Here is a 23,443-nt window from a genome sequence, read left to right on the forward strand (position 1 = left end):
CCGCGCAGATCTCCACCTGGGGCCCGATCGCCGAGCCTCGTTGCTCACCAGTACGTGTTGAGCTCCCGGATCAGGTCCCAGGTCGCTCCACCCTCAGGCTTCTGGTAGAAGTCCACCGCGACGTAGTTGGGCTTGCGTCGCGCCGATGGGCCACAGATGTGCCGCACCCGGTCCGACAGCTTCGCGCCGTTGTCGGCGGTGGCCGCCCACTCGGTCGGGATGTTGCGGTAGTGGTTCATCACGTGCAACCGCCGGAATCCCGGTTCCTCCTTCGGCAGCGGGACCTCGTGCCACCGGCTGTAGCAGTCCAGCGCGCCGCCACCCTCCAGGGACCAGTAGTTCTCGGCGGTCCAGTCCCGGTCATACATCACGCCGAAGCCGTCCCGCCCCGGACGCTGGGAGAAGATGAGCAGCCGGCGGTTGCTCGACACCAGGTCGGACATGCGCGGCCAACCATGGTCGCGGACGCCGGACCGGCCCGGATGAAAGAGCAGGCCCGGCAGGCCGGGCACCCGCTCGACGGCCGAGCGCAGCTCGTCCACGCTCGTGTAGTCCTCGAGGAAGACGGTGACCACAGCGTCCCGGTTTCCGTCGAGAAAGCCCACCACATCCCGCAGTCCGTCGCTCAGCGTCCGCTCGTTGCCCCAGCACGTCCCGTGACACATCCGCACGTCGCCGCGGTAGGCGTGCACGTCCAGTTGCAGCCCTCGGATGCCGTGGTAGAGCTGGTCGCGCAGCCGGTACGACTGGTTCGGAAAGCGCCCCCAGAACCCCTCGTCGCTGTTGGCCATCGCGTTGTGCGCCACGAGGAAGCTCAGCTGGTCCAAGCGGGGATCGGCGGGCATCGCGCGGCGCGGCACCGCCAGGTCGGTGAGGTACCACTGCGCGCCGGTCTCACCATTGACGCTCACCACCAGTTCCCGCCCGTTCGTCGGCACCTCGTTCCACACGTGCAGGTGCAGATCCCCGGCCGGGTTCGTGATCCGGTAGCGCTCGCCGCCCAGCGCCTGGAAGGCCCAGTCGGTCAGCCCGTCGGCGCAGCGGCGCAGGACGACCCGAGCCAGGTCGCCGTCGTGCTCCCGGCCGAGGCAGAACGCCGGGTCGGTGACGGCTTCGATCTGGTGATGGCTGCCGGCCCGGCGCAGGCGCCACTGCTGGGCACCGGAGCCGTTGTACGTCCACTCCTGGATCTTCCGGCCGTCCCGCATCTCGCCGCCGTCGACGTCGACCATGCGCCCGTTCGGCACGCTCTGGATCGTCAACGGCCCGGCGATGTGCGGGTCGTCCGACGCCACCGAGGCCACCCCGGGCACCGCGTTCAGCCCGACGGCACCGACGACTCCCACCAGCAGACCCGCCAGTGCCCTGCGCATGCGCCCTCCACCCGGCCAGCCACCGCACCCCCGGCCCCGGTGGGGCAGCGTGAGACATCGGGGTATCGGAGCATATCCATGTAGGAGGTCGCTCGGAAGAGGGAGCTCGGATGTCGGCTCCGCCCGGATCGCCGCGCTGTGCCCGGAACCGCCAGGCGGGACCGAGGGCCGACCGCCCGGCCCTGCCAGGCGGCACGCCGGTCCACGGGCATCGTCAGGTAGCCACGGCTGTCCTCTGAGGACTGTCGGTACCGGGGGTGTCTTCGACTGACTGGCACGTCGTGGTACGACAACCCCACCACCGGGGCGTGGCCCTGGCCGGTGACGGCACCGTCGCGGGCGAGCTGCGCGTCACGGCCCGGCCTGGTTCGCTAAGTGGACATGGAGTGATCAATCGACCGGGGCGAAGGCGGCCCTGATGCTCCTGGCGACGCTGGGCGTTTGCTTGGTGTACCTGGTCCTGGCCGGCACCGTCCTAGCGGCTTAGGGCCAGCGGCGGGCGTCCGGGGTCCGGCGGAGGACCGCACCCGCCGGACCCCGGACGCCCGCCGCTAACGAATCGCGGCGAGGAAGATGAACGCCGCGAGCAGCGCCAGGTGCACCCCGGCCTGGAGCACGACCGTTATTTCGTGGGCAGGGTGGCTCCGGGGGAAAACAGCACCATGATGATGCCGGCATCGCGGGCGCCCCGACCAGCAGGCGGTGCAGGGCCGGTGCGCGTGGCTCACAGCGAGCCGCCCAAAGGGGTGGTGGTTCCGTGATACTCACCTTCACCACGATCCCTGAGCGGCTGGAGGCCATCGTTGCCCTCAATCCATGATTTCGCTACTTGGGAGCCGCTGCTGAGGCTTTTGCGGGCGGGTAACGCGCAGGGCCTCGCCGTCCCCGGCGGCTACCTGGCGGGACAGATCGGCCACCGTGCGTGGAGTCTGCCACTGCCGCCGCGGTTCCCGCCGCCGGGTCGAGCCTTCCAGGTCGAGGACATGCAGGACGAGGTCGACGCGGTGGAGCGGGTGCAGGGCGCGCTGGCCGACGTTGGTCTCGACAGCATCTCGTTCGTGGTGGAGATGTCGGCGACCGGGCGAACCGTGCTCTACCTGCTCACTTTCGGCCCGGCTGTAGAGGCCGGCATCGGGCCGTACCCGGGTTCGCTCCTCCTGGTCGAGGGCGCCGTCCCAGAGCCCTGGCGCCGCTCTCCCAATCTGGTGCCCGGGGCGGTGCCGGCCCTGTCTGTGGATCCCGCGTTGCTGGAGCAGACGCTCCGCGAGCGGATCCCCGGCGCCACCGGCGCTACCGAGGCGGAGATCGCTGCTGCGGAAGCGCGCCTCGGCGTTGCGCTGCCCGACGAGCTCAAGGCGCTCTACCGGGTGACGCGGGGGCGGTGGCAGGACTGGGGTGACGACTATGCGGCAGCGGAGCGCGTCGCGCGTGCGGTCGGCTGCGAACTCTTCCCGCTCGACGAGCTGTACATCGCCGATGCGCCATCCCGTCCGTGCCCGTGGCGGTTCGCGGCAACAGCGGCGGTCGTCACCCCGCCCGACGCCGCGGTGCAGGGGGTGGTCGGCTCGCCCGGCTGGATCGCCTTCGGCGACAACGGCGGCGGCGACCGGATCGCCGTCGACCTCACACCGGGCCCGCGCGGACACGTGGGGCAGATCATCATGCTCGACCACGAGCAGAACATCGGCGCCAGCCTGCTCGCCGACTCCCTCACCGACCTGGTGGTGCACCGGCGCAGCAACGGGCACGCCAGCCACCGCGGGGACCAGCCGCCGGCCGTGGCCAGGGTCAACATCCGGAGCCTGACAAGCGTCCAGGCCGCCGCCCATCCCAGGCTGGAGGTCCTGAGCATCGGCGTCTGGGACGGTGAGCCGCTCAGCATCAGCCCCATCACCGGGCTGCCCCGCCTGCGGACGCTCACCGCCTACCCCGGCACGCTCGCCGACCCCTTCGAGATCGCCAAGCTGAGCGGGCTGGAGTATTTGGAACTCGGGCCCGAGGAGTGGCACGTTCTCCTCGATGCCGGCGCCGTCCCGCGCAGCCTGTCTGCGGCGGCCATCGAGGCGCACGGCAACCGACACCCACTCCCGATCGTGGCCATCGCCAACGAACTCCTCGCCCTCTGGGACCGCCCCCCGATCACCCAGACCATCCTCGAACACCAACTCGACCCCGAAAGGTGATCAACGGTAATGGCCGGCGGATTCGAGGGCTGAAGGAGGCCCGGACCCAACATGGATGCTCGGATAGCGCGCTCATCGACGACGCGACCTTCGAGCAGGCCCAAGCGATCCTGCCAGGCGCACAGCCTCGCGTTCGGCAACGGTTCACCGGACCGGGTCGAGGTATCGCACCACGGGCGGCTGGTGCATGAGGAAGTTCTGGTGGCTGATGTTCCAGGCGTAGGCGCCGGCCATGGCGAAGACGACCACATCGCCGATCGCGAGGCGGACCGGGGCACGTCGGGCGAGGACGTCCTTGGGCGTGCACAGTTGGCCGACAACGGTGACCGGGCCGCCGTCGGTGGCGGGGCTGGCGCCGTCGATGGGTAGAACGACGAAGGGCTGGTCGTGGCCCTTGGCAGCGGGAGTACGCAGGTGGTGGGTGCCGCCGGCGACGACGGCGAACCACTCGCCCCGGCTGCGTTTCACGTCGAGCACGCGCGTGGCGTACCAGCCGGAGTAGGCGGCGACTGCCCGGCCGGGCTCGATCCGCAGGGTGAGCGTGGGATGCGCGGCGAGGAGCGGGCGCAGCGCGCTGCCGTAGGCCGACCAGTCGAATCGGGTGTCCGGCTCCGTGTAGTCGACGGCCATGCCGCCGCCGACGTTGACCTCGGCGGCGGTCGGGTCGTTTCGGGCGGCGAAGCGCAGTGCCCAGTCGACGATCCCGTTGGCGGTGGCGGCCGCGTCGGCGGCGGTCAGCCCGCTGGCGAGATGCGCGTGTACCCCACGCAATTGCAGCCCGGGCAGGTGGTGCATCTGGCGGACGCAGTCGTCGGCGTCGGTGGGGTCCATGCCGAACGGCGACGGCGCTCCGCCCATGACCAGGGCCGCGCCATCGCGGGCGGTGATGGGCAGGTTCACCCGCAGCAGTACGTCCGCGACGCGTCCGGCCGCCCGGGCGAGTCCGTCGAGGCGGTGCAGTTCCTGCGGGCTCTCGACGTGGAAGCGGTGCACACCGGCGGCGAGTGCGGCGCTGATCTCCGTGTCGGTCTTGCCCGGGCCGCCGAACGCCGCGACCGGAACGCCGGGCAGGGCGCTGGTCAGGTGGGCCAGTTCGCCGCCGCTGGCGACCTCGATGCCAGTGGTGTGCTGGGCGATGACGGCGAGCAGCCTTTCGTCGGGGTTGGCTTTCATCGCGTACAGCAGCTCGACCCGCTTGGGCAGGGCGACGCGGATGGATGCCAGGTGGGTGTCGAGGTGGGCCAGGTCGTACAGGTACGTGGGGCCGTCGACGGCGGTGGCGGCGGCGCGCACGGTGGGGGTGATCATCGGGGCTCCAGTGGAGCGGCGAGCGGGTTGGGGAAGGGAAGGTACCCGCAGTGTCGGTCGGCGCGGCGTTGCCAGCGCAGCAGCAGGTTCGCCTTGGCCGGTAGCGGTACGCCGGCCAGCAGAGCATCCAGTGGCGGTGGCGCGCCGAGGTCGGCGGCGGTGGTGGCGACGATGTCTCGGGCGATCTCCCACAGCAGCGGCTCGATGCCGGGTCGGGTGTCGGCGAGGGCTCCGGCCAGCTCGGTGAGGTGGTTGACGAACAGGCAGTACGCCACCCGGTGCCAGGCGCGTTCCGGATCGTAGCCGACGGCGGTGGCCACCTGTGGCGGCAGCGTGGCGAGCGTCGCCGCGTGCCGGTCGGTGACGAGTTTGGTGCCTTCGAGGTCGCGCAGCAGGACGCGGACCGGCCGGCCGGTGGCGTCGACGACGACGAGCACGTTCTGCAGATGAGGTTCGAGTACGACGCCGTGCTCGGCCCACAGTCGCAGCACGGTCGGTACGAGCAGCGTCAGGTAGGCGTGCCACCAGCCGGCCGGGTCGCCCTGACCCAGCACCGCGCCGACGCCCGTGCGCAGGTCGGCGGTGGCCAGCGCGCCGGCCAGCAGGGGCGTCTGCCCGGGCTGAAGATGCCGGCGGAGGCCGGTGCGCACGATGACGCCGAGCGCCTCGGCCGTGTCGGTGTCGAGACCGACGGTGCGGTACGCCGGTTCCGGCAGCAGCGCGAACGTGTCCGGAAGGCCGGCGGCGCACCGGGCAGCCAGCGGTGCGAGCAGCCGGGTCAGGTGAACCGCGCCGGACAGTTCATAGCGGGAGTTCTTGCGCAGGCAGTTGGTGATCCGTACGTGCAGGCTGGTCTTGACGAAGACATCGGCGTCCGGGGCGTACAGGGTCCGGACGCTCGCGGTCGGCACGACGGGTGGGCCGGCCTCGCCGAGGTCGACCAGGGTGCGGTCGGCCAGTGCGCGGGCGACTCGGGGGGCGATCTCGGCACGGGTCAGCATTCGCCACTGCCAGGGGTGAACCGGCAGCGCGAGGTGGCCGGGCGGCAGCTCGGGTGGCGTGAGCCGCAGGTGCGCGTCGAAGCCGGCGCCGTCGGCGCTGTCCTCCTCGACGAGTTCCCGTGGCACGCCGAGCCAGCGCATCGGGAACGCGGCGCGGAGTTCCGGGGCGTAGGTGTCCCAGGCGTCCTCGTCGCCGGTGCGCCACTTCGGCGCGGGGTGGCGCGGGTGGCCGTACACGAGGGCCTGTTCCGAGGCGACGTAACGGGCGATTGCCGGGTCCGCGATGCGGTGCGGGTCGTCGACCGGCCGCTGGCGTAGTACCCGGGCGAGAGCGTCGCGGCTAATGGTGACCTGGGTGATGAACTCCTCGTTGGGCACTCCCGTGCGCCGCTCGAGCTCGGCGGCGACGAGGGCGGCCAGCGCCGGCGTGTCGATGGCCTGCCAGCCCTCGGCGGTGAGCTGGTGCACCGGGCCCGTGAAGCGGTGAGCTCCGACGACCGAGCGACGGGCGACCCGGACTCGGAGCAACTCGCCCCGGCACGGGAGGTGGACCATCATCTGCCCGTCGTCGGTGAGCGCGAGTTGCCCCTCGGGACCGGCGACTTCGCGGGTGAGACAGCCGAGCAGGGTATGGCTGGCGGCCTCGTCGGCCAGCACCACTGGGCCGTCCATCGTGGGTGTTGACGTCATGACCGCTCCAGGAGAGGCGACCTCGGAAAGCAGGATGCCGGCCGTTGTCGCAATTGCACCGCCGAGCGCGGTCGGCGCTGTCGGACCGCGAGCAGGAAGGCGATCCGGCCCGCGGCGACAACGCCGCTGGCTTGAAGGTACGGTCACCGCCGCGCCCCGGCCAGGTAGTTGGGTCCGGTACGCCGGTAGTACTTGTTGATGTCGGCGCAGCCCAGGCGCTGCTTGGGAAGCAGTGTGCCGGCGGTGACCATTGCCTTGATCGGCAGTCGCGGGGCTTGCAGGACGTGCTCGACGAGCAGCCTGGCGGCAGCCACGCTGCCCGGGTCGGCCGGATCTGTCCACCGGTCCAGCGCGGTCAGCAGTCGCGATCTCAGGGCGGTCGCCGGATCGGCGACGTCCATGCCGCGTTCCCGCAGCGCGTACAGGGGTGCCGCCGCGCACAGGTGCAGGGTGATGGTGGTGAACATGTCCGCCAGCTCGATCGGGTCACTGACGGCGATCCGACGGTCGGCGAAGGCGTCCGCGGTGAGCGGCTGCCCCAAGGCGGAGGCCAGCCGCGGAAGGTCGATGCGTGCGGCGTCGTTGTCCTTGTACAGCAGCGACACGCCACCGTCGGCGGCGATCACGAGGCTGATGTTCTGTTGATGCGCCTCCAGCGCCACGCCGTAGCCCAGCCAGAGCGCGACGTGCCAGTCGATGAGCAGGTCGAGATAGGCGTCCAGGACGCCGGCCGGTAGCAGCGCGGCGAGCGGGCCGGCCGGGCCGTCGGCAGTGAGTGCGGCGACCGGCAGCACCGTTGCGTCAGCGGGATGCGACGGATACCGCCGCAGCAGCCAGGCGAGGTTCTCGTCGCCGGCATGCCCGTAGCTGGACTCGTCCGCGTGCCGGATCCGCCCGCTGAAGGACGGCTCCCGCGCGGCAATCTCCTCCAGCAACCGCTGAGCGGCGGCCCCGTCGGCGAGCGTGCCGGGTGCGATGGTGCGTCTGTTACGGGCGCCGAGAGTAGCCGTCGGTAGCGGCAGCTTGAGGTGCGCGGTGGGGTCGGCGAGCACCGCCACGGTGCGCATGGACAGGGTCGGCGTGACGTCCAGGTACGGCTCGGGTGCCAGCGGCAGGTCCAGTCGCGCGGCGGTCAGCGGGTGCACCGGCAGCAACGGGCCGGCGTCGTCGGCTAGTCCCACCATGGCCGGCGTGGGCCACCAGTCGGGCAAGGTACCGATCACGGTCGCACTGGGCACTGCGGCCCACCGCAGCGCGAAGCGCGGAGCGAACTCCGGCGCGTACGCGCGCAGTTCCTCATGGCTCAGCCCATGGCGGCAGCGGCTGGTCGGGTGCACGGGGTGATCGGTGTGCGCGGCGAGCGCCTCCACCAGCAGGCTGCCGTGCGGGCCCTGCGGTAGCTGGTCGCCTACTGCCTGCCGCAGTGACGCGACGACGACGGCCGCCAACCGGCGGGCGGCGAGATCACGTTGGCATTCGTCGGTGAACGCGGCCCAGCCGGCCTCGGCTTCCTCGTCATCAGGTGGGGAAAGGGCCGCGAGGACGGCCGACAACCGGTCGAGCGTGACGTCGCCGTCGGGGCGGCGCACCCGCAGCGACGCGGCGGCGACCCGCAGATCGGCGAGGAAACCGTCCGGGCGTACCGCGAGGAGCAGGCTCGCGCCCGGCGCCGGCAGGTCGGGCACCTCCCAGCAGCCCTCGCCGGCCATCCGACCCCGGCTGCTCAGGCCGAGGTGGTCCTCGCGCAGCAGCGCGTCGAGGACCCGCGCTATGACCTGCCGTTCGTACCGATCGCTCATGCGATCACCCAGCGGTGGGCCGCCCGGAACTCCGCGATGGCCGCGTCGACCGCGCACCGGTCCGGCCCGATCGCCTCGACCGCCGCCAGATAGTCGCGGTTCGTGCCGCGCAGCGGTGCGTTGGTACCCACGGTACGAAGCGGACGGGCGCTCAGCCGCACCTCCCCGACGGTGAGGTCGACGCGGCCGGGCGCCTCGCGCAGAGTTCCGGCACGGTCGGCGCAGACGTACTCCACGGCGGCGTGCCGTGGCACCGCCGCCGGATCGGGCAGCGCCAGGGCGTCGAGCGGCTCGCCGAGATGCAGTCGGATGACGTGCTCAAACAGCGGCACGTCCAGCAGCCGGGCGAGGACGAGATCCATCCGGTCGCCGATCAACCGGTAGTTGACCTCGATGATGCGCGGCCGGTCGTCGCAGAGCACGAACTCGGTGTGGCAGGCGCCCAGCCCCACGCCGAGCGCGCGCAACTGCGCCAGCAACGACTCCCGTACGGCCGGGTCGAGAGCCGGCGACCAGTCCAGCCGCCGCTCCACGAACGTCGGTGGGGACGCCAGCGTGGTCTGCCAGGACCCGACCACGGCCAGGTCCGCGGCGTCGCCGAGCGTGTCGAAGGTGTACAGCTCGCCGCTGAGGTACTCCTCCACGACGAGCGCGACATCCGGACGCCGACGGCGGATCTCCTCGAGGCGGGTGGCCAACTCGTCGGCATCTACGACCAGGTATACGTCCTCACTGGCCACCCCCTGCCGGGGTTTGACCACGGCTGGGTACACCATCGCGGCCGGCGGGCCCTCCCCTGGCGCAAGCACCGCCGCCGCGGTCCGGTCGAGCCCGCAGTCGGCCAGCGCCCTCCGGGTCAGCGCCTTGTCCTTGCAGCGCAGCGCGGCTCGCCAGTCCTTGCCCGGCAACCCGAGAAAGTGGGCGGCCTGGGCGGTGGGCACCTGGAGGTGATCACTGTTGGTGAGCAGGCCGGTCGCAGGACCGGCACGGTGCACCGCGTCGATCACCTCGCGCCCATCCCGGACCGCGCAGGCGACCACCGCCTCGGGAGGGTACGGATGGTCCGAGTATGCGGCGATGTGCGGGTCGGGTTGGTCGGTGAGGATCACGACCGGTAGCCCCAGCCGCGCGGCGGCCGGCAGGAACCCTTCGGTGACCGCATCGGTCGCATTCAGCGCAGTGAGGAACAGCAACACCAACCCCGTGTCGATTAGGTTAGGGCTACCTAACATCGAGGACCGTGGTGCCGTCAAGCGTGAGTGACGGAGAGCCACGAGGCGCCCCCCACTCCCCCCAGGCGAACGCGACAGGCCTCGGGCTGCGGGTGGCCGCCCCGGACCAGCGCAGCAGCTCTGCGGGCAGGGCACCGGGGATCAGCGAATCCCTGGCGCCCGGCGCCTGCAGCCCGCAACGAGTCTGCGGACCGACGCTTATCAGCGGCGGCATTGACACCCCACTACTGCGCGGCGCCGTGGGCCCGAACGCAAAGGAGGCGCCATCCGTGCTGCCGGCGCGCTGCACCCGGTGGGACGGATCGGGCAGGCGGATGAACTCGCCGCATTCGCGGCCTTCCTGCAAGGACGACTCCCAGCGGCGGAGTGCGCCCGGGCCGTCAGCGGTGTGGGCCGGCCGTAAGGACCGGCCCACGCTACTTCGATCACTGCTTGGCGCCGACCCGTTGCGCCATGTGAGCGTGACTCCGCAAGGCTGAAACCCCTCGAGTAAGCGTCGAACGACGCACGATTCCTTGCCTCTTCGAATCGGGCCCAGATATCCATCGGCTTTTCGCAGAACCGGCGCCCCAACTCTTGCAAGGCCCGCCTCGATCGACCCCGGCACCAGGTCAAATGCCCGACATTCCGCCACGCCCGCCGACGACGGAAAGAGGGATCCTGATGCTTGAGTTCATGCTGTCCTGCGACTGCGACAGCGACCTCATCGAGGTGTGGTACGCAAACGGGCCGGCACAGTCCTGGACGTCGACGTCGAGGCTGAGCCAAGAGGTGGCCGTCTCTCGCGACCGAATCATGGCCGCGGCGGGCAGCTGCGGCGGGCCGGGCTGGCCCCTCCCGCTCGGGCCGCTCCAAAGCGGAAACTCCGGTATAACGAGCGTGCAGTTCCGCTGGCCGACATCGCCCTCTCGGAGTGCCCCATGACGACGCAGTTGCGTGCCCGCCTCAGCGAGATACTCCAAGCTGGCCAGGTCAGCGGTCTGCACGCCGTCGCGGCAGTTCGCGGTGGCCAAACCTTGCTGGAGTACTACGGAACCGGCGAGGACTTCGCCTGGGGCGACTCGCTGGGCGTCGTCGAGTTCGGGCCCGAGACGCTGCACGACATCCGGTCAGTCACCAAGAGCGTGACCGCGCTGTTGTACGGCATCGCGCACGGCGAAGGGCTGGTCCCGCCGCCGGCGGAGCCGCTCCTGCGGGGGTTCCCGCAGTACCCCGACCTGGCGGCCGACCCCCAGCGTGCCCGGCTCACCGTCGAGCACGCGCTGACGATGTCGTTGGGCGTGGAATGGCGCGAAGATCTCCCGTACAACAGCCCGGCCAACGCCGAGATCGCGATGGAGCTGGCGCCGGACCGGTACCGGTACATTCTGGAGCGGCCGATCATCGAGCCGCCCGGCGCCCGATGGACCTACTGCGGCGGTGCCACGGCCCTGCTCGGCCGACTGATCGCCGATGGCACCGGGCAGTCGCTGCCGCAGTACGGGCAGGCCGTCCTGTTCGCGCCACTGGGAATCGACAACTTCGGATGGATGACCGGCGCGGACGGAGTGGCCTCCGCCGCGTCCGGGCTGCGACTCGCGCCCCGCGACCTGGCCAGGCTCGGCGAGCTGATGCTGGCCGAGGGAGCCTGGGACGGTCAGCAAATCGTCCCCGAGGACTGGATCCGCACGATGCTCCAGCCACGCCTGCAGACCAGCTGGGGCGCGCAGTATGGCTACCAGTGGTACATCGAATCCATTGAGGGCCGTCGGCTGGTAGCCGGCATGGGCAACGGCGGGCAGCGCCTGTTCGTCCTGCCCGACCTGGACCTCACCGTGGCCATTACCGCCGGCAACTACGACGACCCCGACCAGTGGCGGACCCCGCTCGGGGTACTGGAGCGGATCATCCTCCCCGCAATGGCCTGACGGCGCCGGGTCCTTCAGTCAGCCGTGTCGGCATGGCAGGCATCTGGGCCAGACGCGACCTGACACATGTGGTTGCTATGCCTCGGACGGCTCACGTCGGCCCGCTGTCGACCGGAATCGGCGTCGGCAACCCAGGCGGTGGCACCTTCCACGCTGTGGTGTTCAAGCACCAGAACGGCCACGCGTTCTCGCTTACCAGCGAGCCGTTCGAGCAGGTGCCGCAGGGCGGCCCAGACCTGACCGCGGACGAGTCCGCGCTGTTGCCGGTCGCGGTGGGCTGCGGTGGCTTGGATAGCACGGGCGTGGCTGATCATTGAGCGGTGATGAACCCTGCCGCGTTGCCGGCCGATCCCGGTGCGTTCTCATTGGCCGTTCCGCCGCTGTTTGCCGCGCTGGCTCCGGCGCGCAGCATCCTCATCGCCGGAGCGGGCGGGGGGTTCGACGTGTACGCCGGGCTGCCCTTGGCGTTCGCCCTGTGGCGCGGCGGCGCACAGGTGCACCTGGCCAGCCTGTCCTTCTCCGAGCTCGAGTTGATCGACCGGGACGCGTGGGTAGCGGAGCACGTCGCGGCGGTGCAGCCGAACACTGGCAGCCCGGACTGGTACTTCCCCGAACGCACCCTCGCCCGGTGGCAGGCGGCTCAGGAGCTGCCGTCGACCGTGTACGCCTTTCCGCCGCTGGGTGTCCAACCGCTACGGGCGGCGTACCGGTACCTGGTCGAGCAACTCAACATCGATGCGGTGGTGCTGGTCGATGGCGGCACCGATGTCCTGCTGCGCGGCGACGAAAGCGATCTCGGCACCCCGGTGGAGGACATCACCAGCCTGGCCGCCGTGGCCGCGCTGGACGTGCCGGTCAAGCTGGTGACCAGTCTCGGCTTCGGCATCGACGCCTACGACGGCGTCAACCACGTCCAGGTGCTGGAGAACCTCGCCGCACTCGACCGCCACGGCGGCTACCTCGGTGCCCTGTCCATTCCCGGTTCCAGCCCGGAGGCGGCGCTGTACCGGGATGCCGTCGCCGACGCCCAGGCCGCCACCCCGGACCGGCCGAGCATCGTCCAGGGACAGATCGCCGCCGCCACCAGCGGCGCGTTCGGCGACGTCCGGTTCACCCGGCGCACCGGCGGCGGCGACCTGTTCGTCAACCCGCTGATGGCGATCTACTTCACCGTCGACCTCGACAAACTCGCCGCCCGATGCCTGTACCTCGACCGCATCGAGAACACCATCGGCAGGCGACAGGTCATCACCCGCATCCAAGCGTTCCGCGACGAACTGCTCAGCGCACGCATCCCCCGCGCGTTTCCCCACTGAACGCCCGGACGGCGGCAGATCCCTGCACGGGATCTCATTGAGTGCCGGGTCGGTGGGCGAGCCGCCGGTGGCGCTGTTACGTGGTCAGCGGTCCTCGGTGTTGAGAGCCGCGATCAGGTCGGCAGCCGGGGTGCTGCGTGGCCGGTCGCTGACCTGGCCGTCGCCGATCTCGACGATTCGCCACCGACCATCGTCACGCAGTGCGAAATCCGCCGTCACGAACGGCAGGTCCAAGGCCCGCACCGAAGCTTCCACGGCCGTCAGTTCGAACTCCGCGGCTGGCTGGTGCTCCGGGGTATCCGGGTGCGCGGTGACCAAGCGGCAGGAACCCTCGACCCACCAGGTCCGCACCTCCGCCCCGACGAACGACTCGAACCGGCGCAGCACAAAGCCGCCGGCGTAGTCGTCACCACGCAACTGCCGAAACCGGCTGGCCACCCGCCATGCCGCGTCGCGATCAGCCACGTCCGGGATGAACGACGCCTCATGCCAATAGTGCTTCATCGACTTGCTGTAGTCACGCAGCACTGCCGGGCCGGCGCCGAGGGCCGCGCACGCTTGGAGGAAGTCGCGGCGATCGTCGCCGGAAGTCCAGACCGACTCCGGAGTGTGGCCCGCAAGCGCGGAGTACCAACCAGGAAGCTCATGTGCCCGCCGGTACTGCTCGGGGCTGGTCCGCACGCTCACACCGCGACCCGCGACGGCACGCACCAATGCTGCGTACTGCTCACTTCGCAGCATCCACCCCCGGTAAACCGCATCCGCACCCTCGGGCACCGTGCCGACCGCCGTCCCGTCCGCCTGCCCGCGAACGAAGGCGTCGTGGTCGATCACCGCGACATCGATCCCGGCCTGGCGGGCCGCTTCGGCCTCGTCGGCGAAGTGCTCGTCTGGGCGGCGGGGGCGCAACACATCGGCGGGCACCAGCAACATCATGCAACAACGATCAGCTAAACAGCCGACCACCGCATCCGAGTATCCACCCCGGGCCTGCTCAGCCGGTTGGCGCCCGGCATCACTGCCTACCCACGCTAACGGGTGCGCTGGCGGCAACCCCACCTCACCGCGGCGGATCCGGATGCCGTGGATCCCGGTCAGCGGTGAACTATGCCGGGACGAGTACCGTCCGAACGTGGGGCCTCGGATCTCGGCCAGCAGCCCTTCGTCTGCACGTCGGCACGTGACGGCAGAGATTGCCCGGCTCCGCCGATGGACCCGTCTCTTAAGGAGAATCCGCAGGAAGCAGCTGCGCGCCTGGCGCCGGCGGCGGCACTTCCGCGTCGATCGTCAGGAACAGATTCCGGGTCGCGAGGTCCTCCCCGACCCGAACCGCGGCGATCGGTACCTCGGCGACACCGTCCACCAGCCGCGCCGGTTCCCCGTCTCGGATCTCACCGTCGAGGCGGCCCAGTAGCCGCAGACCCACGCCGTCCGCCCGGGCCTCGACCACCTCGAACCGCCATCGCGGCACCGTTCGGCCCGCCGCTCGCGGCCGATACTCCCGGCTACCCGATCGACTTCGAAAGAACCGGGCACCGAACGCCAGGTCGACCTCCCGCAGCTCGTTCAGCGACGTGTCCTGCATGTGCCGCAGCGCGTGCCGGGCCAGACACATCCGTACGCCGTGCCGGATCACCCACATCCCAGCGCCCCACCCCTCCGCCGGATCCACGAGATCACTGACGAGCGTGTCGACGTTGCCCGTCGCACCCACGGACCGCAATGCCGCCGCAACGACCGTACGGGCATCAGCCGGCACCACCCCGTCGCCCACGAACGGCAACCCCAGCAACAGGCGCTGCTCGCGGCTCAGCACGGGATCGGGCATGTCCGCCAGCGCCCACAGTTCTTTCCAGCACAACCCCGGCCCGTAGAACTCGCCCAACCCGGCGATCCGGACAGCCGACCCGCCGAGATCCGAAGTGACCAGCACGTCGAGCCCGCCATCGTCGGGCATGTTGCGATTGACGATGCGTAACCACCGCCACCACTTGCTATGCGCCGGTGCCAGCCGCACCGACAACACCGGCCACTGCGCCCGGTCCAGCAGCGTCCGCTCCATGTCGGAACGTGCGGACTCGGGTACGTCGAATGCCGCCGACGTGTCATATACCGCCCCGCCCATGTAGGCCAGATACACCGGCCAGAACCCGGGCCGATCAAGCAGCACAGTGCCGTCGACAAGCCGCGCGCCGTCCGGCAGCTCGTACCCTTGGATCGCCAACTCCCCGTCGAACATGGCCGCCATCCTGGCAGAAAGGATCCATGCAGCGGGGCGCACCCACAGCCGAGGGCGAGTACCTGAAGGCGTTCGCCGCTGGGGCCGTGCTGACCGTGCTGGCCACCGCGATGATGCCCGAAGCCCTCAAGGACGGCGGACGGCTGGCCGGACCGCTGACCGTGGCCGGGTTCGCCGCAGCAGGTGCCCTGACCGTGACCGTGGTGGAGTAGACAACGGTGACGGCCGCCGGGTTCACGGTTTGCGGGCTGCTCCGGCGGCCGTGCGGTCGCTACTGTCCCGGCAGATTTGGCATCTCGACGAGTTGGGCGCGCCGCTGCCACAGGTCCGCGAGCCGCGACCGCGCGCGTCGATCACCAGCGGCTGCCGCCTCCCGCCACTGCTGTTCCGCCTCGGCCAGCCGGCCCAGCCGCTCCAGGAGGACGGCGAGGTAGACACGGGCGAACGAGTCGCCCGCGGCTATCGCGTCGCGCCACTCCCGCTCGGCGTCCGCCAACCGATCCAACCGGTCCAGCAAGGCGACGAGCCGGTACCGGGCGAACCTGGCCAACCGGTCGTCCGTTGCCACGATCTCCCGCCACATCACCTCGGCGTCATCGAACCGGCCCTGCGCCTCGAGGAGGATCGCCTGCCTTGACCGGGTGAATGGGTCGGTGGCTGCCGCTTGGTCCATCATGCGGGTCCTCCAGTCAGGAGGTGACGGGCCATGACGATGCGCTGAATCTGGTTGGTGCCCTCGTAGATCTGAGTGATCTTGGCGTCGCGCATCATCCGCTCGACCGGGAAGTCCTGCGTGTAGCCGTACCCGCCGAGGAGTTGGACCGCGTCCGTGGTCACCTTCATGGCCACGTCCGACGCGTAGCACTTGGCGGCCGCCCCGAAGTACGCCAGGTCGGGGTCGTCACGCTCCGACTTCGCCGCCGCCACGTAGACGAGCTGCCGCGCCGCCTCCAGCGTCATGCCCATGTCGGCGAGCATGAACTGGAGGCCCTGGAACTCCGCGATCCGCTTGCCGAACTGCTTGCGCTCCTGGACGTACGCGAGGGCGCAGTCCAGCGCTCCCTGGGCGATGCCGACCGCCTGCGCGCCGACCGTCACGCGGGTGTGGTCGAGCGTCTTCAGGGCGATCTTCAAGCCCTCGCCGGGCGCGCCGATCATCCGGTCGCCGGGCAGCCGCACGTCCTCGAAGAGCAGCTCCCGGGTGGGCGAGCCCTTGATCCCGAGCTTGCGCTCCTTCTCCCCGAAGGAGAACCCAGGGTCGGTCTTCTCGACGACGAACGCGCTGATGTTGGCGCCGCGCCGGCCGTCCGGGTCGGTCACGGCGAGCACCGTGTAGAACTCCGAGACGCCCGCGTTGGTGATCCAGGACTTCTGCCCGTTGAGGACCCAGCCGTCGCCGTCGGGCGTGGCGCGGGTGCGCATCGAGGTGACGTCGCTGCCCGCCTCGCGTTCCGACAGCCCGTACGAGAAGGTCGTCCGCCCCTGCGCCAGCGGTTCGAGGTAGCGGCGCTTGAGGTCGTCCGAGCCGCCGAGGATGAGGGGCATGCTGCCGAGCTTGTTGCAGGCCGGGATCAGCGACGACGAGGCGCAGGCCCGGGCCACCTCCTCGACCACGATGCAGGTGGCGAGCGCGTCGGCGCCCGCGCCGCCGTACTGCTCTGGGACGTGCGGTGCGTGGAAGTCCGTGGCGACCAGGGCGTCGTACGCCGCCTGCGGGAACGACGAGGTCTCGTCGACCTCGGCGGCGTACGGTGCGATCTTGTCAAGCGCGACCGCGCGGACGGCCTGGCGCAGGGCCTCGTGGTCGTCGGAGAGCCGGTACAGGTCGAACGCCGTCATCTTCACTCCAGTGAGTATCGCTACGAAGGGACGATCAGGGCCGCGGCGAGCCCGATGCCGGTGATGAACAGAGTCGATAGGGTCGCGACCGCCAGCGGTGGCCCGCTGCGCCGGACGAGGGTGCCGAGGTGGACGCTGGCGCCCATGCCGAACAGGGCGGCGCCGAGCGTGGCCACCTGGGCCGCGCCGATCCAGCCGAGCACGGCGACCGGGACAGCGCCGGTGCTGCGCAGCGCGGCGCAGGCGAGGAAGCCGAGGACGAACAGCGGCACCAGCGGTGGCCGGCGGGCGCCGGTGCCGGCCGCCGCCGACCTGCGGATCATGCTCACGGTCGCCACCACCGGCGCCAGCAGCAGCACCCTGGTCAGCTTGACGACCATCGCGGTCGCCACGACCGCCGCCCCGGCTGGACTGGCCGCGGCGACGACCTGGCCGACCTCGTGCACGCTGGCACCTGTCCATACGCCGAACTGAAGGTCGGTCAGGTGCAGCGGGCCGCGCAGCAGGGGCAGCGCGACCATGGCGGCGGTGCCGCACAGGGTGACCAGCGCGATCGCGGCGGTCGCGTCCTCCTCGTCGCCGCCCGCGGTCTCCTCCATCGCGGCGACGGCGGAGGCGCCGCAGATGGCGACGCCGGTGCCGATCAGCAGGCCGCGGGGTCCGCCCACCCGCAGCCGCCGCGCCAGCCAGACGGTGAACAGCAGCGTGGCCACCAGGGTGACGGCGACGACGGCGATGACCGGCGCGCCGAGCGCGGCCACGGCCGCGAGCGAGATGGAGAACCCCAGCAGCGTCACGCCGATCCGGAGCAGTTTTCTGGTCAACAGGCCGAGGGCGGGCCTGACCGCCGGGGGCAGCAGATTCAGGTTGGTGGCGACGATTCCCACGCCGACGGCCCAGGTGAGCACCCCGACCTGGGGCACCAACCGATGCCCCACCGCGGCGACCCCGAGGCCCACGGCGACGGCGGCGAGCGCCGGCGCCAGCGTGAGCGGACGGAGTCGGCCCGCGGTGGGCGTGGCGACGTCGACGTTGACGTCGGTGGTGGTCACCTGCCGGCCAGCTCGCGCTTGAGGATCTTGCCGGTGGCGGTCATCGGCAGCGCGTCGGTGAACTGCACGATGCGCGGATACTTGTACGCCGCCATGTTCTCCTTGCACCAGGCGATGAGCTCGTCCTCGGTGATCTCCGCGCCCGGCTTCTTGATCACGAACGCCTTCACCTCCTCGCCGTGGCTCTCGTCCGGCACACCGATGACCGCGACCAGCGAGACCGCCGGGTGGGTGAGCATGACCTCCTCGATCTCGCGGGGGTACACGTTGAACCCCCCGCGGATGACCATGTCCTTGGCGCGGTCGACGATGTAGTAGAAGCCGTCCTCGTCGCGCCGGGCCAGGTCGCCGGTACGGAACCAGCCGTCCCGCGTCACCTCGACGGTCGCCCCGTGCCGCTTGTAGTAGCCCTTCATGATGTTGTGCCCGCGGATGGCGATCTCGCCGACCTCGTCGATGCCCTCGACCGTCTTCCACTCCGGGTCGATCAGCTTGACCTCGACCCCCCAGATCGGCACGCCGATCGAGCCAGGGCGCGGGTCCCGCTCGGGGTCGCTGAAGGTGGCCACCGGCGAGGTCTCCGAGAGGCCGTACCCCTCGAGGATCTGAACGCCGAACCGCTCCTTGAACTGCTTGATGATCTCCACCGGGAGTGACGCGCCGCCGGAGACCGCCACCCGGATGTTGCGGGCGATCTCCGCCACGTCGACGTCCTCGGTCAGGGCACCGAGCAGCCCCCAGTACATCGTCGGCACGCCCGCGAAGAACGTGATCTTCTCCCGCTGGAGCAGCGCCACCGCCTGATCGGCCGCGAAGCGCGGCAGCAGCACCAGCGTCGACGCGACCGCGAAGCCGGCGTTCATCTGCACCGTCGACCCGAACGAGTGGAACAGCGGCAGCGTGATGAGGTGACGCTCGTGGTCGGTGGCCAGCGCGCCGAAAAGGCGGTTGCAGGTGAGCGCGTTGAGCACCAGGTTGGCGTGCGACAGCTCGGCGCCCTTCGGCTGGCCGGTCGTGCCGCTGGTGTAGAGGATGACGGCGGTGTCGGTCTCGCCGGTGTCCACCGTGTCGAAGGTGGCCGGCTGGCCCGCGAGGGCCCGCCCGAGCGTCTGCGCGCGGTCGATCGGCGACGCGGCGCCCGGGTCCGCGGTGATGAGGAAGAAGTGCTCGCACCCGTCGGTCTGCTGGAAGCCGGCGAAGCCCTCGGCGCCCATCGGCAGATCGGCGGTGCCCTCGAAGCAGAGGTACGCCTTCGCGTCCGAGTCGGCCAGGTGGTAGGCGATCTCGCGGCCCTTGAGCAGGACATTCAGCGGTACGACCACCGCGCCGGCCTTGAGGATGCCGTAGTAGACGATCGGGAAGTACGGCAGGTTGGGGCAGGACAGCGCTACCTTGTCGCCCGGCCGGATTCCCCGGCTGGCCAGCAGGCCGGCCACCTGGTTCGCGGCGCCGTTGACCTGGGCGTACGTCAGCCTGGTGTCGCCGAGGACCACCGCGTCGCGGTCGGGGTGCCGGCGGGCGCTGTCCTCGAGCAGCGTGGCCAGGTTCAGGGTCATCGGGGTGCCTCCACGGTGTCGAGTTCCTTGATCAGCGGTTCGGCCGCGGGCCAGGGGCCGTAGCCGGACGCGGGATTGAGATGGCCCACGGCACCGAGGTCGCGGTACCGGCTGCCCCAGGCGTCCGCGAGCGCCCGGACCCGCGCCGGTTCGCCGAGGCGGTCGTCAGCGCTCGCCGCGACGATGCTGGGGAACGGCAGCGGCGCCAGCGGGACCGGCAGCCAACCCCGCTGCTCGAGCACGGCCAGGGACGGGTACTCGGCGGGCAGCTCCGCCGCCAGGTCCGGCGGCGTGGCGAGCAGCGCGCCGCGCACAATCCCATCCGGTACGCCGGAGCGGGCGGCCCAGTGGACAGTGACGATGACGCCGGCGCTGTGCGCCACCAGGATCACCGGCGCCCCGGCGGACTTCACGGCGTCTTGGACGGCGGCCACGCGGTCCACCAGGCTGGGGTTGTCGCGGCCGAGCGGCGGGACGGGCCGCACGTTCGGCAGGTCGGCGGCGAGCCGGGTCTGCCAGTGGTCGGCCACCTCCCCCCGCAGCCCGGGCACGGTGACGATCACCGTGCCCGAGCCGAAGGTCACGCCTTGCCTCCGCCTGCGGCGTCGAGGCGCGCGATGCTGGCCGGGTAGGCGCGCCGCCCCAGGATGAGGAAGACGATCGCCGCCGCGGCCACGAACGGGACGTACCGCATGGCGGTCGCCAGGCCCAGCCGGTCGGCGAGGATGCCCGTCACGATCGGACCGGCCGCGAGGCCGAGCAGGTTGTTGAACAAGGTGTACGTGCCGAACGCGGTGGCCCGGATCGACTCGTGGGTGAGCCGGGCCACCATCGCGCCGGTGGGCCCCGTCGTGCCGGCGGCGAAGAAGCAGCCCACCGCGAGCAGCAGCATCTGCAACCCGCCCGGCTTCACCGCGAAGGCCACGCCGAGGAAGACGAGCGTCACCGCCGCGAAGGCGATGGCGGTGGTCCACTTGCTGATCGGCCGGGTCCGCCCGACCCGGTCCGTGACGACGCCGCAAACGATCATGCCGGCGCCCATGACGAGGATGAACAGCGCGGCGAGCTTGGCGGCCTTGTCCGGCGCCATCCCGTGCGCTCGGTTGAAGTAGCTCGGCAGCCAGGCGAACAGCGAGCCGGCGATGAAGAGCTGGAGGCCGCCGCCGACGTACGCGAGGACGACCGCGGGCGTGGAGAAGAGCGTACGCAGGCGGGCGCGCTGCTGCCCGGCGGCCAGTTTGGGCCCGGTGTCGGCGTCGTCGTCGACCTTGTTCGCCGCCAGCTTGCGCTCGCTGATGAGCATCCAGTACAGCAGCGCAAGCGTCAGGCCGAAGATGCCCATCACGGCGAAGGCCCAACGCCAGCCGAGCTGCACGGACAGCACGCCGCCGAGCGCGACGCCGAGCACGGAGCCGAACGAGCCGCCGGCCATGAACGCGCCGGTGAGCGACGCCCGTCGGTGCGCGGCGAAGACCGCGAGGACGACCGCGAGGCCGACGCTGCCGTACGCGGCCTCGCCCACGCCGATGAGGAAGCGGGCGGCGAGCAGCTGTCCGTAACCGGTGGCGAGCGCGCAGCCGATGGTGGCGAGGCTCCAGACCACCGCCATGACGATGACCGACCTCACCCGCCCCCAGCGGTCGCCGACCAGTGACAGCGGCACGGCGAGGATGCCGACGGTGAGGGCCACGATGCTGGTCAGGCTGCCCAGCTGCGTGTCGGTGAGCCCCCACTCGTCCTTGAGGAAAGGGAACACGGCCGACAGGACCTGCCGCGACATGTAGTCCGACAGCAGCAGCCCGAAGGTGAGCGCGAAGACGACCCACGGGAAGACCCGCGAGATCCGGGCGGGAGTGGAGGTGGGGACAGGGACGTCCTCACTGACGTTCACAGCCATGGTCGCTCCAGGGGATGAACTGGGGGTGGGGGTGTTGAGGAGCTATGCGTGGAAGGTGAAGCCGAGCTGGCCCGGCTTGCGGTTCGGCGGGAAGCCCAGCTTGGCCAGGGCCTCGTCGGCGCTGTCCCAGAACTCGCCGATCTTGTAGATGTCGCGCGCTTCCTTGCCGTCGGCGACGCGACGGCCGAGCTCGTCCGCGATCCGTACGAGCTGCTCGATCTGCCGTACCGATGCGATCTTCTCGCCCTTGCGGTACCAGAGGTTGTCCTCGTTGCCGCAGCGAGTGTGCAGGCCCATGGCGATGGCCATGGTGTTGATCGGCAGGACGTTGCGCATGATGGATTCGAGCGTCAGGCACGCGCCGTCGGGCACCCGGCGGATGAACTCCATCATGTTGTACGGGTTGGGGCCGTCGAAGCCGCCGCCGATGGCCACCCACGTCACGTTGAACGGCCCGGTGTAGACGCCGCGGCGGATGAGGCGCTCCACCGTCTCCAGCTGCGCGACGGTGGCGAGCTGGAAGTGCGGCTGGATGCCGGCGGCCCGCAGGCGGCGCAGGTGCTCCTCCACCCAGGCGGGCTCGGCCGGCACGACCATGTTCCGGTACGCCTCGTAGAGCGCCGGCCGCTCGATGGACGTGCCGGCGATGTCATCGGCGGTCATTAACTCGACGATGTTCATCTGGTTGGTGTTGATAGCGATCGTGACCTGGTCCGGCGCCGGGTCGAGGTTGGCCAGCATGTGCCGCGCCTCGTCCTCGAGCCACTTGGCCTCCTCGCCCTCGTTCTCCGGGGCGAAGGAGATGGAGCCGCCGATCTGGAGGATCATGTCGGGCACGGCCTCGCGCAGCCGCCCGAGCAGTTCGTTGAACTGGGAGAGCCGCTTGGAGCCCTTGCCGTTCAGCTCCCGTACGTGGATGTGCAGCACACTGGCGCCGGCGTTGTAGCAGTCCACCGCGGCCTGGACGTGCTGGTCCATGGTGACCGGGAGGTCCTCCGGAAAGTCGGCCGGCTCCCACTCGGGCCCGTACGGCGCCGCGGTGATGACGAGCTTCTCCTGGTTCTCCGGGAAGAGCGAGTCGTCGAGGAAGTGCACAGGGGTCTCCTAACCGAGTTGGTGATCAGAAGGATCAGAAGGTCTTCTCGCCGATGACCCCGGCGCGCTCCATCTTGCGCACGGCGGGCCAGTAGTCCTGCACGGCGTAGTGCTGGGTGCTGCGGTTGTCCCAGATCGCGAAGCTGTTCTTCGTCCAGCGCCAGCGCACCTGGTACTCCGGGACGGCCGCCTGCCGGATCAGGTAGTTGAGCAGCTCGCTGCCGCCGGGTGTGTAGTCGAAGCCGAACCGCACGTTCGCCGGGGTGTGGAAGTTGGTGAAGTGCGTGGTGAAGGCGTTGACGAAAAGCACCTTCTCGGCCGTCTCCGGGTGGGTGCGCACCACCGGGTGCTCCGCGTCGGGGAACCGCTCGTGCAGCGCCAGCCGCTGCTCGATCGGCATGTTCGCGCCGAACGACGCCTCGATGCTGTGCCGCGCCCGCAGGCCGTCGATGCGGGCCTTCATGTCCGCAGGCAGCCGCCGGTAGGCCTCGGCCATGTTCACCCAGATGGTGTCCCCGCCGACCGGCGGCGTCTCGACGCATCGCAGCACGCAGCCCATGGGCGGCGCCTCCCGCCACGTCGCGTCACAGTGGTACGCGTTCTCGTAGTGCTCCGCGGGGCTGTCCAGGTCCTTGTAGATGCGTACAAGACCGGGGTGGTCGGGGTCGCTGCCGGCCACCGGGTGGTCCTCCAACGGACCGAACCGCTCGGCGAAGGCGACGTGATCCGCCCGGCTGATGTCCTGGTCGCGCAGGAACAGCACCTTGTATCGGAGCAGGAGCGCCTTGATCTCGGCGAAGACGTCGGCGTCGTGCGCCGCGTCGGCCAGGCTCACGTTGCGCAGCTCCGCGCCGATGTGGACAGTCAACGGATGGACCTCGATGGAGCCGGCGGTGAACGCGCCGACCGGCGCGGTGTCGTCGATGGTGCCCTGCATGCGTGCCTCCTTCGGGGGT

General features: G+C 70.7%; 20 protein-coding genes. 5 read left to right on the top strand and 15 right to left on the bottom strand.

The window, feature by feature from the left end; genetic code table 11:
- Nucleotides 1-44: 44 nt before the first annotated feature.
- Entirely contained in the window at nucleotides 45-1,373 is a 1,329-nt protein-coding gene (locus tag ACTMTB_RS16430) for an RICIN domain-containing protein (RefSeq protein WP_441146507.1), read from the bottom strand.
- 983 nt (nucleotides 1,374-2,356) lie between these two features.
- On the opposite strand from ACTMTB_RS16430, the gene ACTMTB_RS16435 reads away from it, so the two are divergent.
- A complete protein-coding gene (locus ACTMTB_RS16435; RefSeq protein ID WP_441146509.1) occupies nucleotides 2,357-3,556 on the top strand; it encodes an SMI1/KNR4 family protein in 1,200 nt (399 codons plus the stop codon).
- Nucleotides 3,557-3,700: 144 nt separating this feature from the next.
- Here the strand turns inward: ACTMTB_RS16435 and ACTMTB_RS16440 are convergent, their stop codons facing one another.
- The 4 genes from ACTMTB_RS16440 to ACTMTB_RS16455 all read right to left on the bottom strand — a co-directional run bounded on the left by ACTMTB_RS16440 (nucleotide 3,701) and on the right by ACTMTB_RS16455 (nucleotide 9,550).
- Nucleotides 3,701-4,864: a type III PLP-dependent enzyme gene (locus tag ACTMTB_RS16440; protein WP_441146510.1), complete on the bottom strand. Its 1,164-nt coding sequence runs from the start codon at nucleotides 4,862-4,864 to the stop codon at nucleotides 3,701-3,703.
- Entirely contained in the window at nucleotides 4,861-6,555 is a 1,695-nt protein-coding gene (locus tag ACTMTB_RS16445) for an IucA/IucC family protein (protein WP_441146512.1), read from the bottom strand. The genes ACTMTB_RS16440 and ACTMTB_RS16445 overlap by 4 nt, the downstream gene beginning before the upstream one ends.
- Before the next feature lie 143 nt (nucleotides 6,556-6,698).
- Nucleotides 6,699-8,354: an IucA/IucC family protein gene (locus ACTMTB_RS16450; RefSeq protein WP_441146514.1), complete on the bottom strand. Its 1,656-nt coding sequence runs from the start codon at nucleotides 8,352-8,354 to the stop codon at nucleotides 6,699-6,701.
- A complete protein-coding gene (locus ACTMTB_RS16455; protein WP_441146516.1) occupies nucleotides 8,351-9,550 on the bottom strand; it encodes an ATP-grasp domain-containing protein in 1,200 nt (399 codons plus the stop codon). The genes ACTMTB_RS16450 and ACTMTB_RS16455 overlap by 4 nt, the downstream gene beginning before the upstream one ends.
- Before the next feature lie 956 nt (nucleotides 9,551-10,506).
- Between ACTMTB_RS16455 and ACTMTB_RS16460 the strand changes: the two genes are divergently transcribed.
- The 3 genes from ACTMTB_RS16460 to ACTMTB_RS16470 are packed head-to-tail and all read left to right on the top strand — an operon-like array spanning nucleotide 10,507 to nucleotide 12,809.
- Entirely contained in the window at nucleotides 10,507-11,493 is a 987-nt protein-coding gene (locus ACTMTB_RS16460) for a serine hydrolase domain-containing protein (protein WP_441146518.1), read from the top strand.
- A gap of 32 nt (nucleotides 11,494-11,525) precedes the next feature.
- Nucleotides 11,526-11,810 carry a hypothetical protein gene (locus ACTMTB_RS16465; protein ID WP_441146520.1) on the top strand — a complete coding sequence of 95 codons (285 nt, stop codon included), beginning with the start codon at nucleotides 11,526-11,528 and terminating at the stop codon, nucleotides 11,808-11,810.
- A 6-nt stretch (nucleotides 11,811-11,816) separates the two neighbouring features.
- On the top strand, nucleotides 11,817-12,809 hold the full coding sequence (locus ACTMTB_RS16470; RefSeq protein WP_441146817.1) for a DUF1152 domain-containing protein: 993 nt from the start codon (nucleotides 11,817-11,819) through the stop codon (nucleotides 12,807-12,809).
- Between the two features lie 84 nt (nucleotides 12,810-12,893).
- On the opposite strand, the gene ACTMTB_RS16475 is transcribed toward ACTMTB_RS16470, so the two are convergent.
- A complete protein-coding gene (locus tag ACTMTB_RS16475; protein WP_441146522.1) occupies nucleotides 12,894-13,745 on the bottom strand; it encodes an ATP-grasp domain-containing protein in 852 nt (283 codons plus the stop codon).
- A 286-nt stretch (nucleotides 13,746-14,031) separates the two neighbouring features.
- Complete coding sequence (locus tag ACTMTB_RS16480; RefSeq protein ID WP_441146524.1) at nucleotides 14,032-15,048, bottom strand: hypothetical protein; 1,017 nt, start codon at nucleotides 15,046-15,048, stop codon at nucleotides 14,032-14,034.
- A 26-nt stretch (nucleotides 15,049-15,074) separates the two neighbouring features.
- Here ACTMTB_RS16480 and ACTMTB_RS16485 point away from each other — a divergent pair, with 26 nt between their 5' ends.
- On the top strand, nucleotides 15,075-15,260 hold the full coding sequence (locus ACTMTB_RS16485; RefSeq protein WP_441146526.1) for a hypothetical protein: 186 nt from the start codon (nucleotides 15,075-15,077) through the stop codon (nucleotides 15,258-15,260).
- 59 nt (nucleotides 15,261-15,319) lie between these two features.
- Here the strand turns inward: ACTMTB_RS16485 and ACTMTB_RS16490 are convergent, their stop codons facing one another.
- From ACTMTB_RS16490 to ACTMTB_RS16525, 8 genes are read right to left on the bottom strand one after another with little or no spacing between them, the layout of a single operon-like run.
- The gene (locus ACTMTB_RS16490) at nucleotides 15,320-15,721 is read right to left on the bottom strand and encodes a hypothetical protein (RefSeq protein WP_441146528.1); all 402 of its coding nucleotides are present in this window, start codon (nucleotides 15,719-15,721) and stop codon (nucleotides 15,320-15,322) included.
- Nucleotides 15,721-16,887: an acyl-CoA dehydrogenase family protein gene (locus ACTMTB_RS16495; RefSeq protein WP_441146530.1), complete on the bottom strand. Its 1,167-nt coding sequence runs from the start codon at nucleotides 16,885-16,887 to the stop codon at nucleotides 15,721-15,723. The genes ACTMTB_RS16490 and ACTMTB_RS16495 overlap by 1 nt, the downstream gene beginning before the upstream one ends.
- Nucleotides 16,888-16,907: 20 nt before the next feature.
- Complete coding sequence (locus tag ACTMTB_RS16500; protein ID WP_441146532.1) at nucleotides 16,908-17,939, bottom strand: YeiH family protein; 1,032 nt, start codon at nucleotides 17,937-17,939, stop codon at nucleotides 16,908-16,910.
- A complete protein-coding gene (locus tag ACTMTB_RS16505; RefSeq protein WP_441146534.1) occupies nucleotides 17,936-19,495 on the bottom strand; it encodes a long-chain-fatty-acid--CoA ligase in 1,560 nt (519 codons plus the stop codon). The genes ACTMTB_RS16500 and ACTMTB_RS16505 overlap by 4 nt, the downstream gene beginning before the upstream one ends.
- Nucleotides 19,492-20,079 (bottom strand): RBBP9/YdeN family alpha/beta hydrolase, encoded by a 588-nt coding sequence (locus ACTMTB_RS16510; protein WP_441146536.1) that lies wholly within the window; start codon nucleotides 20,077-20,079, stop codon nucleotides 19,492-19,494. Before ACTMTB_RS16510 ends, ACTMTB_RS16505 begins: the two co-directional genes overlap by 4 nt.
- Entirely contained in the window at nucleotides 20,076-21,392 is a 1,317-nt protein-coding gene (locus ACTMTB_RS16515; RefSeq protein ID WP_441146538.1) for an MFS transporter, read from the bottom strand. The genes ACTMTB_RS16510 and ACTMTB_RS16515 overlap by 4 nt, the downstream gene beginning before the upstream one ends.
- 42 nt (nucleotides 21,393-21,434) lie before the next feature.
- Nucleotides 21,435-22,487 (bottom strand): 3-keto-5-aminohexanoate cleavage protein, encoded by a 1,053-nt coding sequence (locus ACTMTB_RS16520; protein ID WP_441146540.1) that lies wholly within the window; start codon nucleotides 22,485-22,487, stop codon nucleotides 21,435-21,437.
- A gap of 34 nt (nucleotides 22,488-22,521) precedes the next feature.
- Nucleotides 22,522-23,424, bottom strand: coding sequence for a TauD/TfdA dioxygenase family protein (locus tag ACTMTB_RS16525; protein WP_441146542.1), 903 nt, complete (start codon nucleotides 23,422-23,424; stop codon nucleotides 22,522-22,524).
- Nucleotides 23,425-23,443 lie beyond the last annotated feature (19 nt).

Origin of the sequence: Micromonospora sp. L32, from assembly GCF_052068055.1 — a bacterium.
Taxonomy (GTDB): domain Bacteria; phylum Actinomycetota; class Actinomycetes; order Mycobacteriales; family Micromonosporaceae; genus Micromonospora; species Micromonospora purpureochromogenes.

Coding starts and splice junctions, on each gene's coding strand:
- ACTMTB_RS16525 (WP_441146542.1), bottom strand. CDS start 23,424: ATGCAGGGCACCATCGACGACACCGCGCCGGTCGGCGCGTTCACCGCC.
- ACTMTB_RS16470 (WP_441146817.1), top strand. CDS start 11,817: ATGAACCCTGCCGCGTTGCCGGCCGATCCCGGTGCGTTCTCATTGGCC.
- ACTMTB_RS16480 (WP_441146524.1), bottom strand. CDS start 15,048: ATGTTCGACGGGGAGTTGGCGATCCAAGGGTACGAGCTGCCGGACGGC.
- ACTMTB_RS16465 (WP_441146520.1), top strand. CDS start 11,526: ATGGCAGGCATCTGGGCCAGACGCGACCTGACACATGTGGTTGCTATG.
- ACTMTB_RS16485 (WP_441146526.1), top strand. CDS start 15,075: ATGCAGCGGGGCGCACCCACAGCCGAGGGCGAGTACCTGAAGGCGTTC.
- ACTMTB_RS16490 (WP_441146528.1), bottom strand. CDS start 15,721: ATGGACCAAGCGGCAGCCACCGACCCATTCACCCGGTCAAGGCAGGCG.
- ACTMTB_RS16445 (WP_441146512.1), bottom strand. CDS start 6,555: ATGACGTCAACACCCACGATGGACGGCCCAGTGGTGCTGGCCGACGAG.
- ACTMTB_RS16515 (WP_441146538.1), bottom strand. CDS start 21,392: ATGGCTGTGAACGTCAGTGAGGACGTCCCTGTCCCCACCTCCACTCCC.
- ACTMTB_RS16440 (WP_441146510.1), bottom strand. CDS start 4,864: ATGATCACCCCCACCGTGCGCGCCGCCGCCACCGCCGTCGACGGCCCC.
- ACTMTB_RS16450 (WP_441146514.1), bottom strand. CDS start 8,354: ATGAGCGATCGGTACGAACGGCAGGTCATAGCGCGGGTCCTCGACGCG.
- ACTMTB_RS16495 (WP_441146530.1), bottom strand. CDS start 16,887: ATGACGGCGTTCGACCTGTACCGGCTCTCCGACGACCACGAGGCCCTG.
- ACTMTB_RS16435 (WP_441146509.1), top strand. CDS start 2,357: ATGCAGGACGAGGTCGACGCGGTGGAGCGGGTGCAGGGCGCGCTGGCC.
- ACTMTB_RS16430 (WP_441146507.1), bottom strand. CDS start 1,373: ATGCGCAGGGCACTGGCGGGTCTGCTGGTGGGAGTCGTCGGTGCCGTC.
- ACTMTB_RS16460 (WP_441146518.1), top strand. CDS start 10,507: ATGACGACGCAGTTGCGTGCCCGCCTCAGCGAGATACTCCAAGCTGGC.
- ACTMTB_RS16505 (WP_441146534.1), bottom strand. CDS start 19,495: ATGACCCTGAACCTGGCCACGCTGCTCGAGGACAGCGCCCGCCGGCAC.
- ACTMTB_RS16475 (WP_441146522.1), bottom strand. CDS start 13,745: ATGATGTTGCTGGTGCCCGCCGATGTGTTGCGCCCCCGCCGCCCAGAC.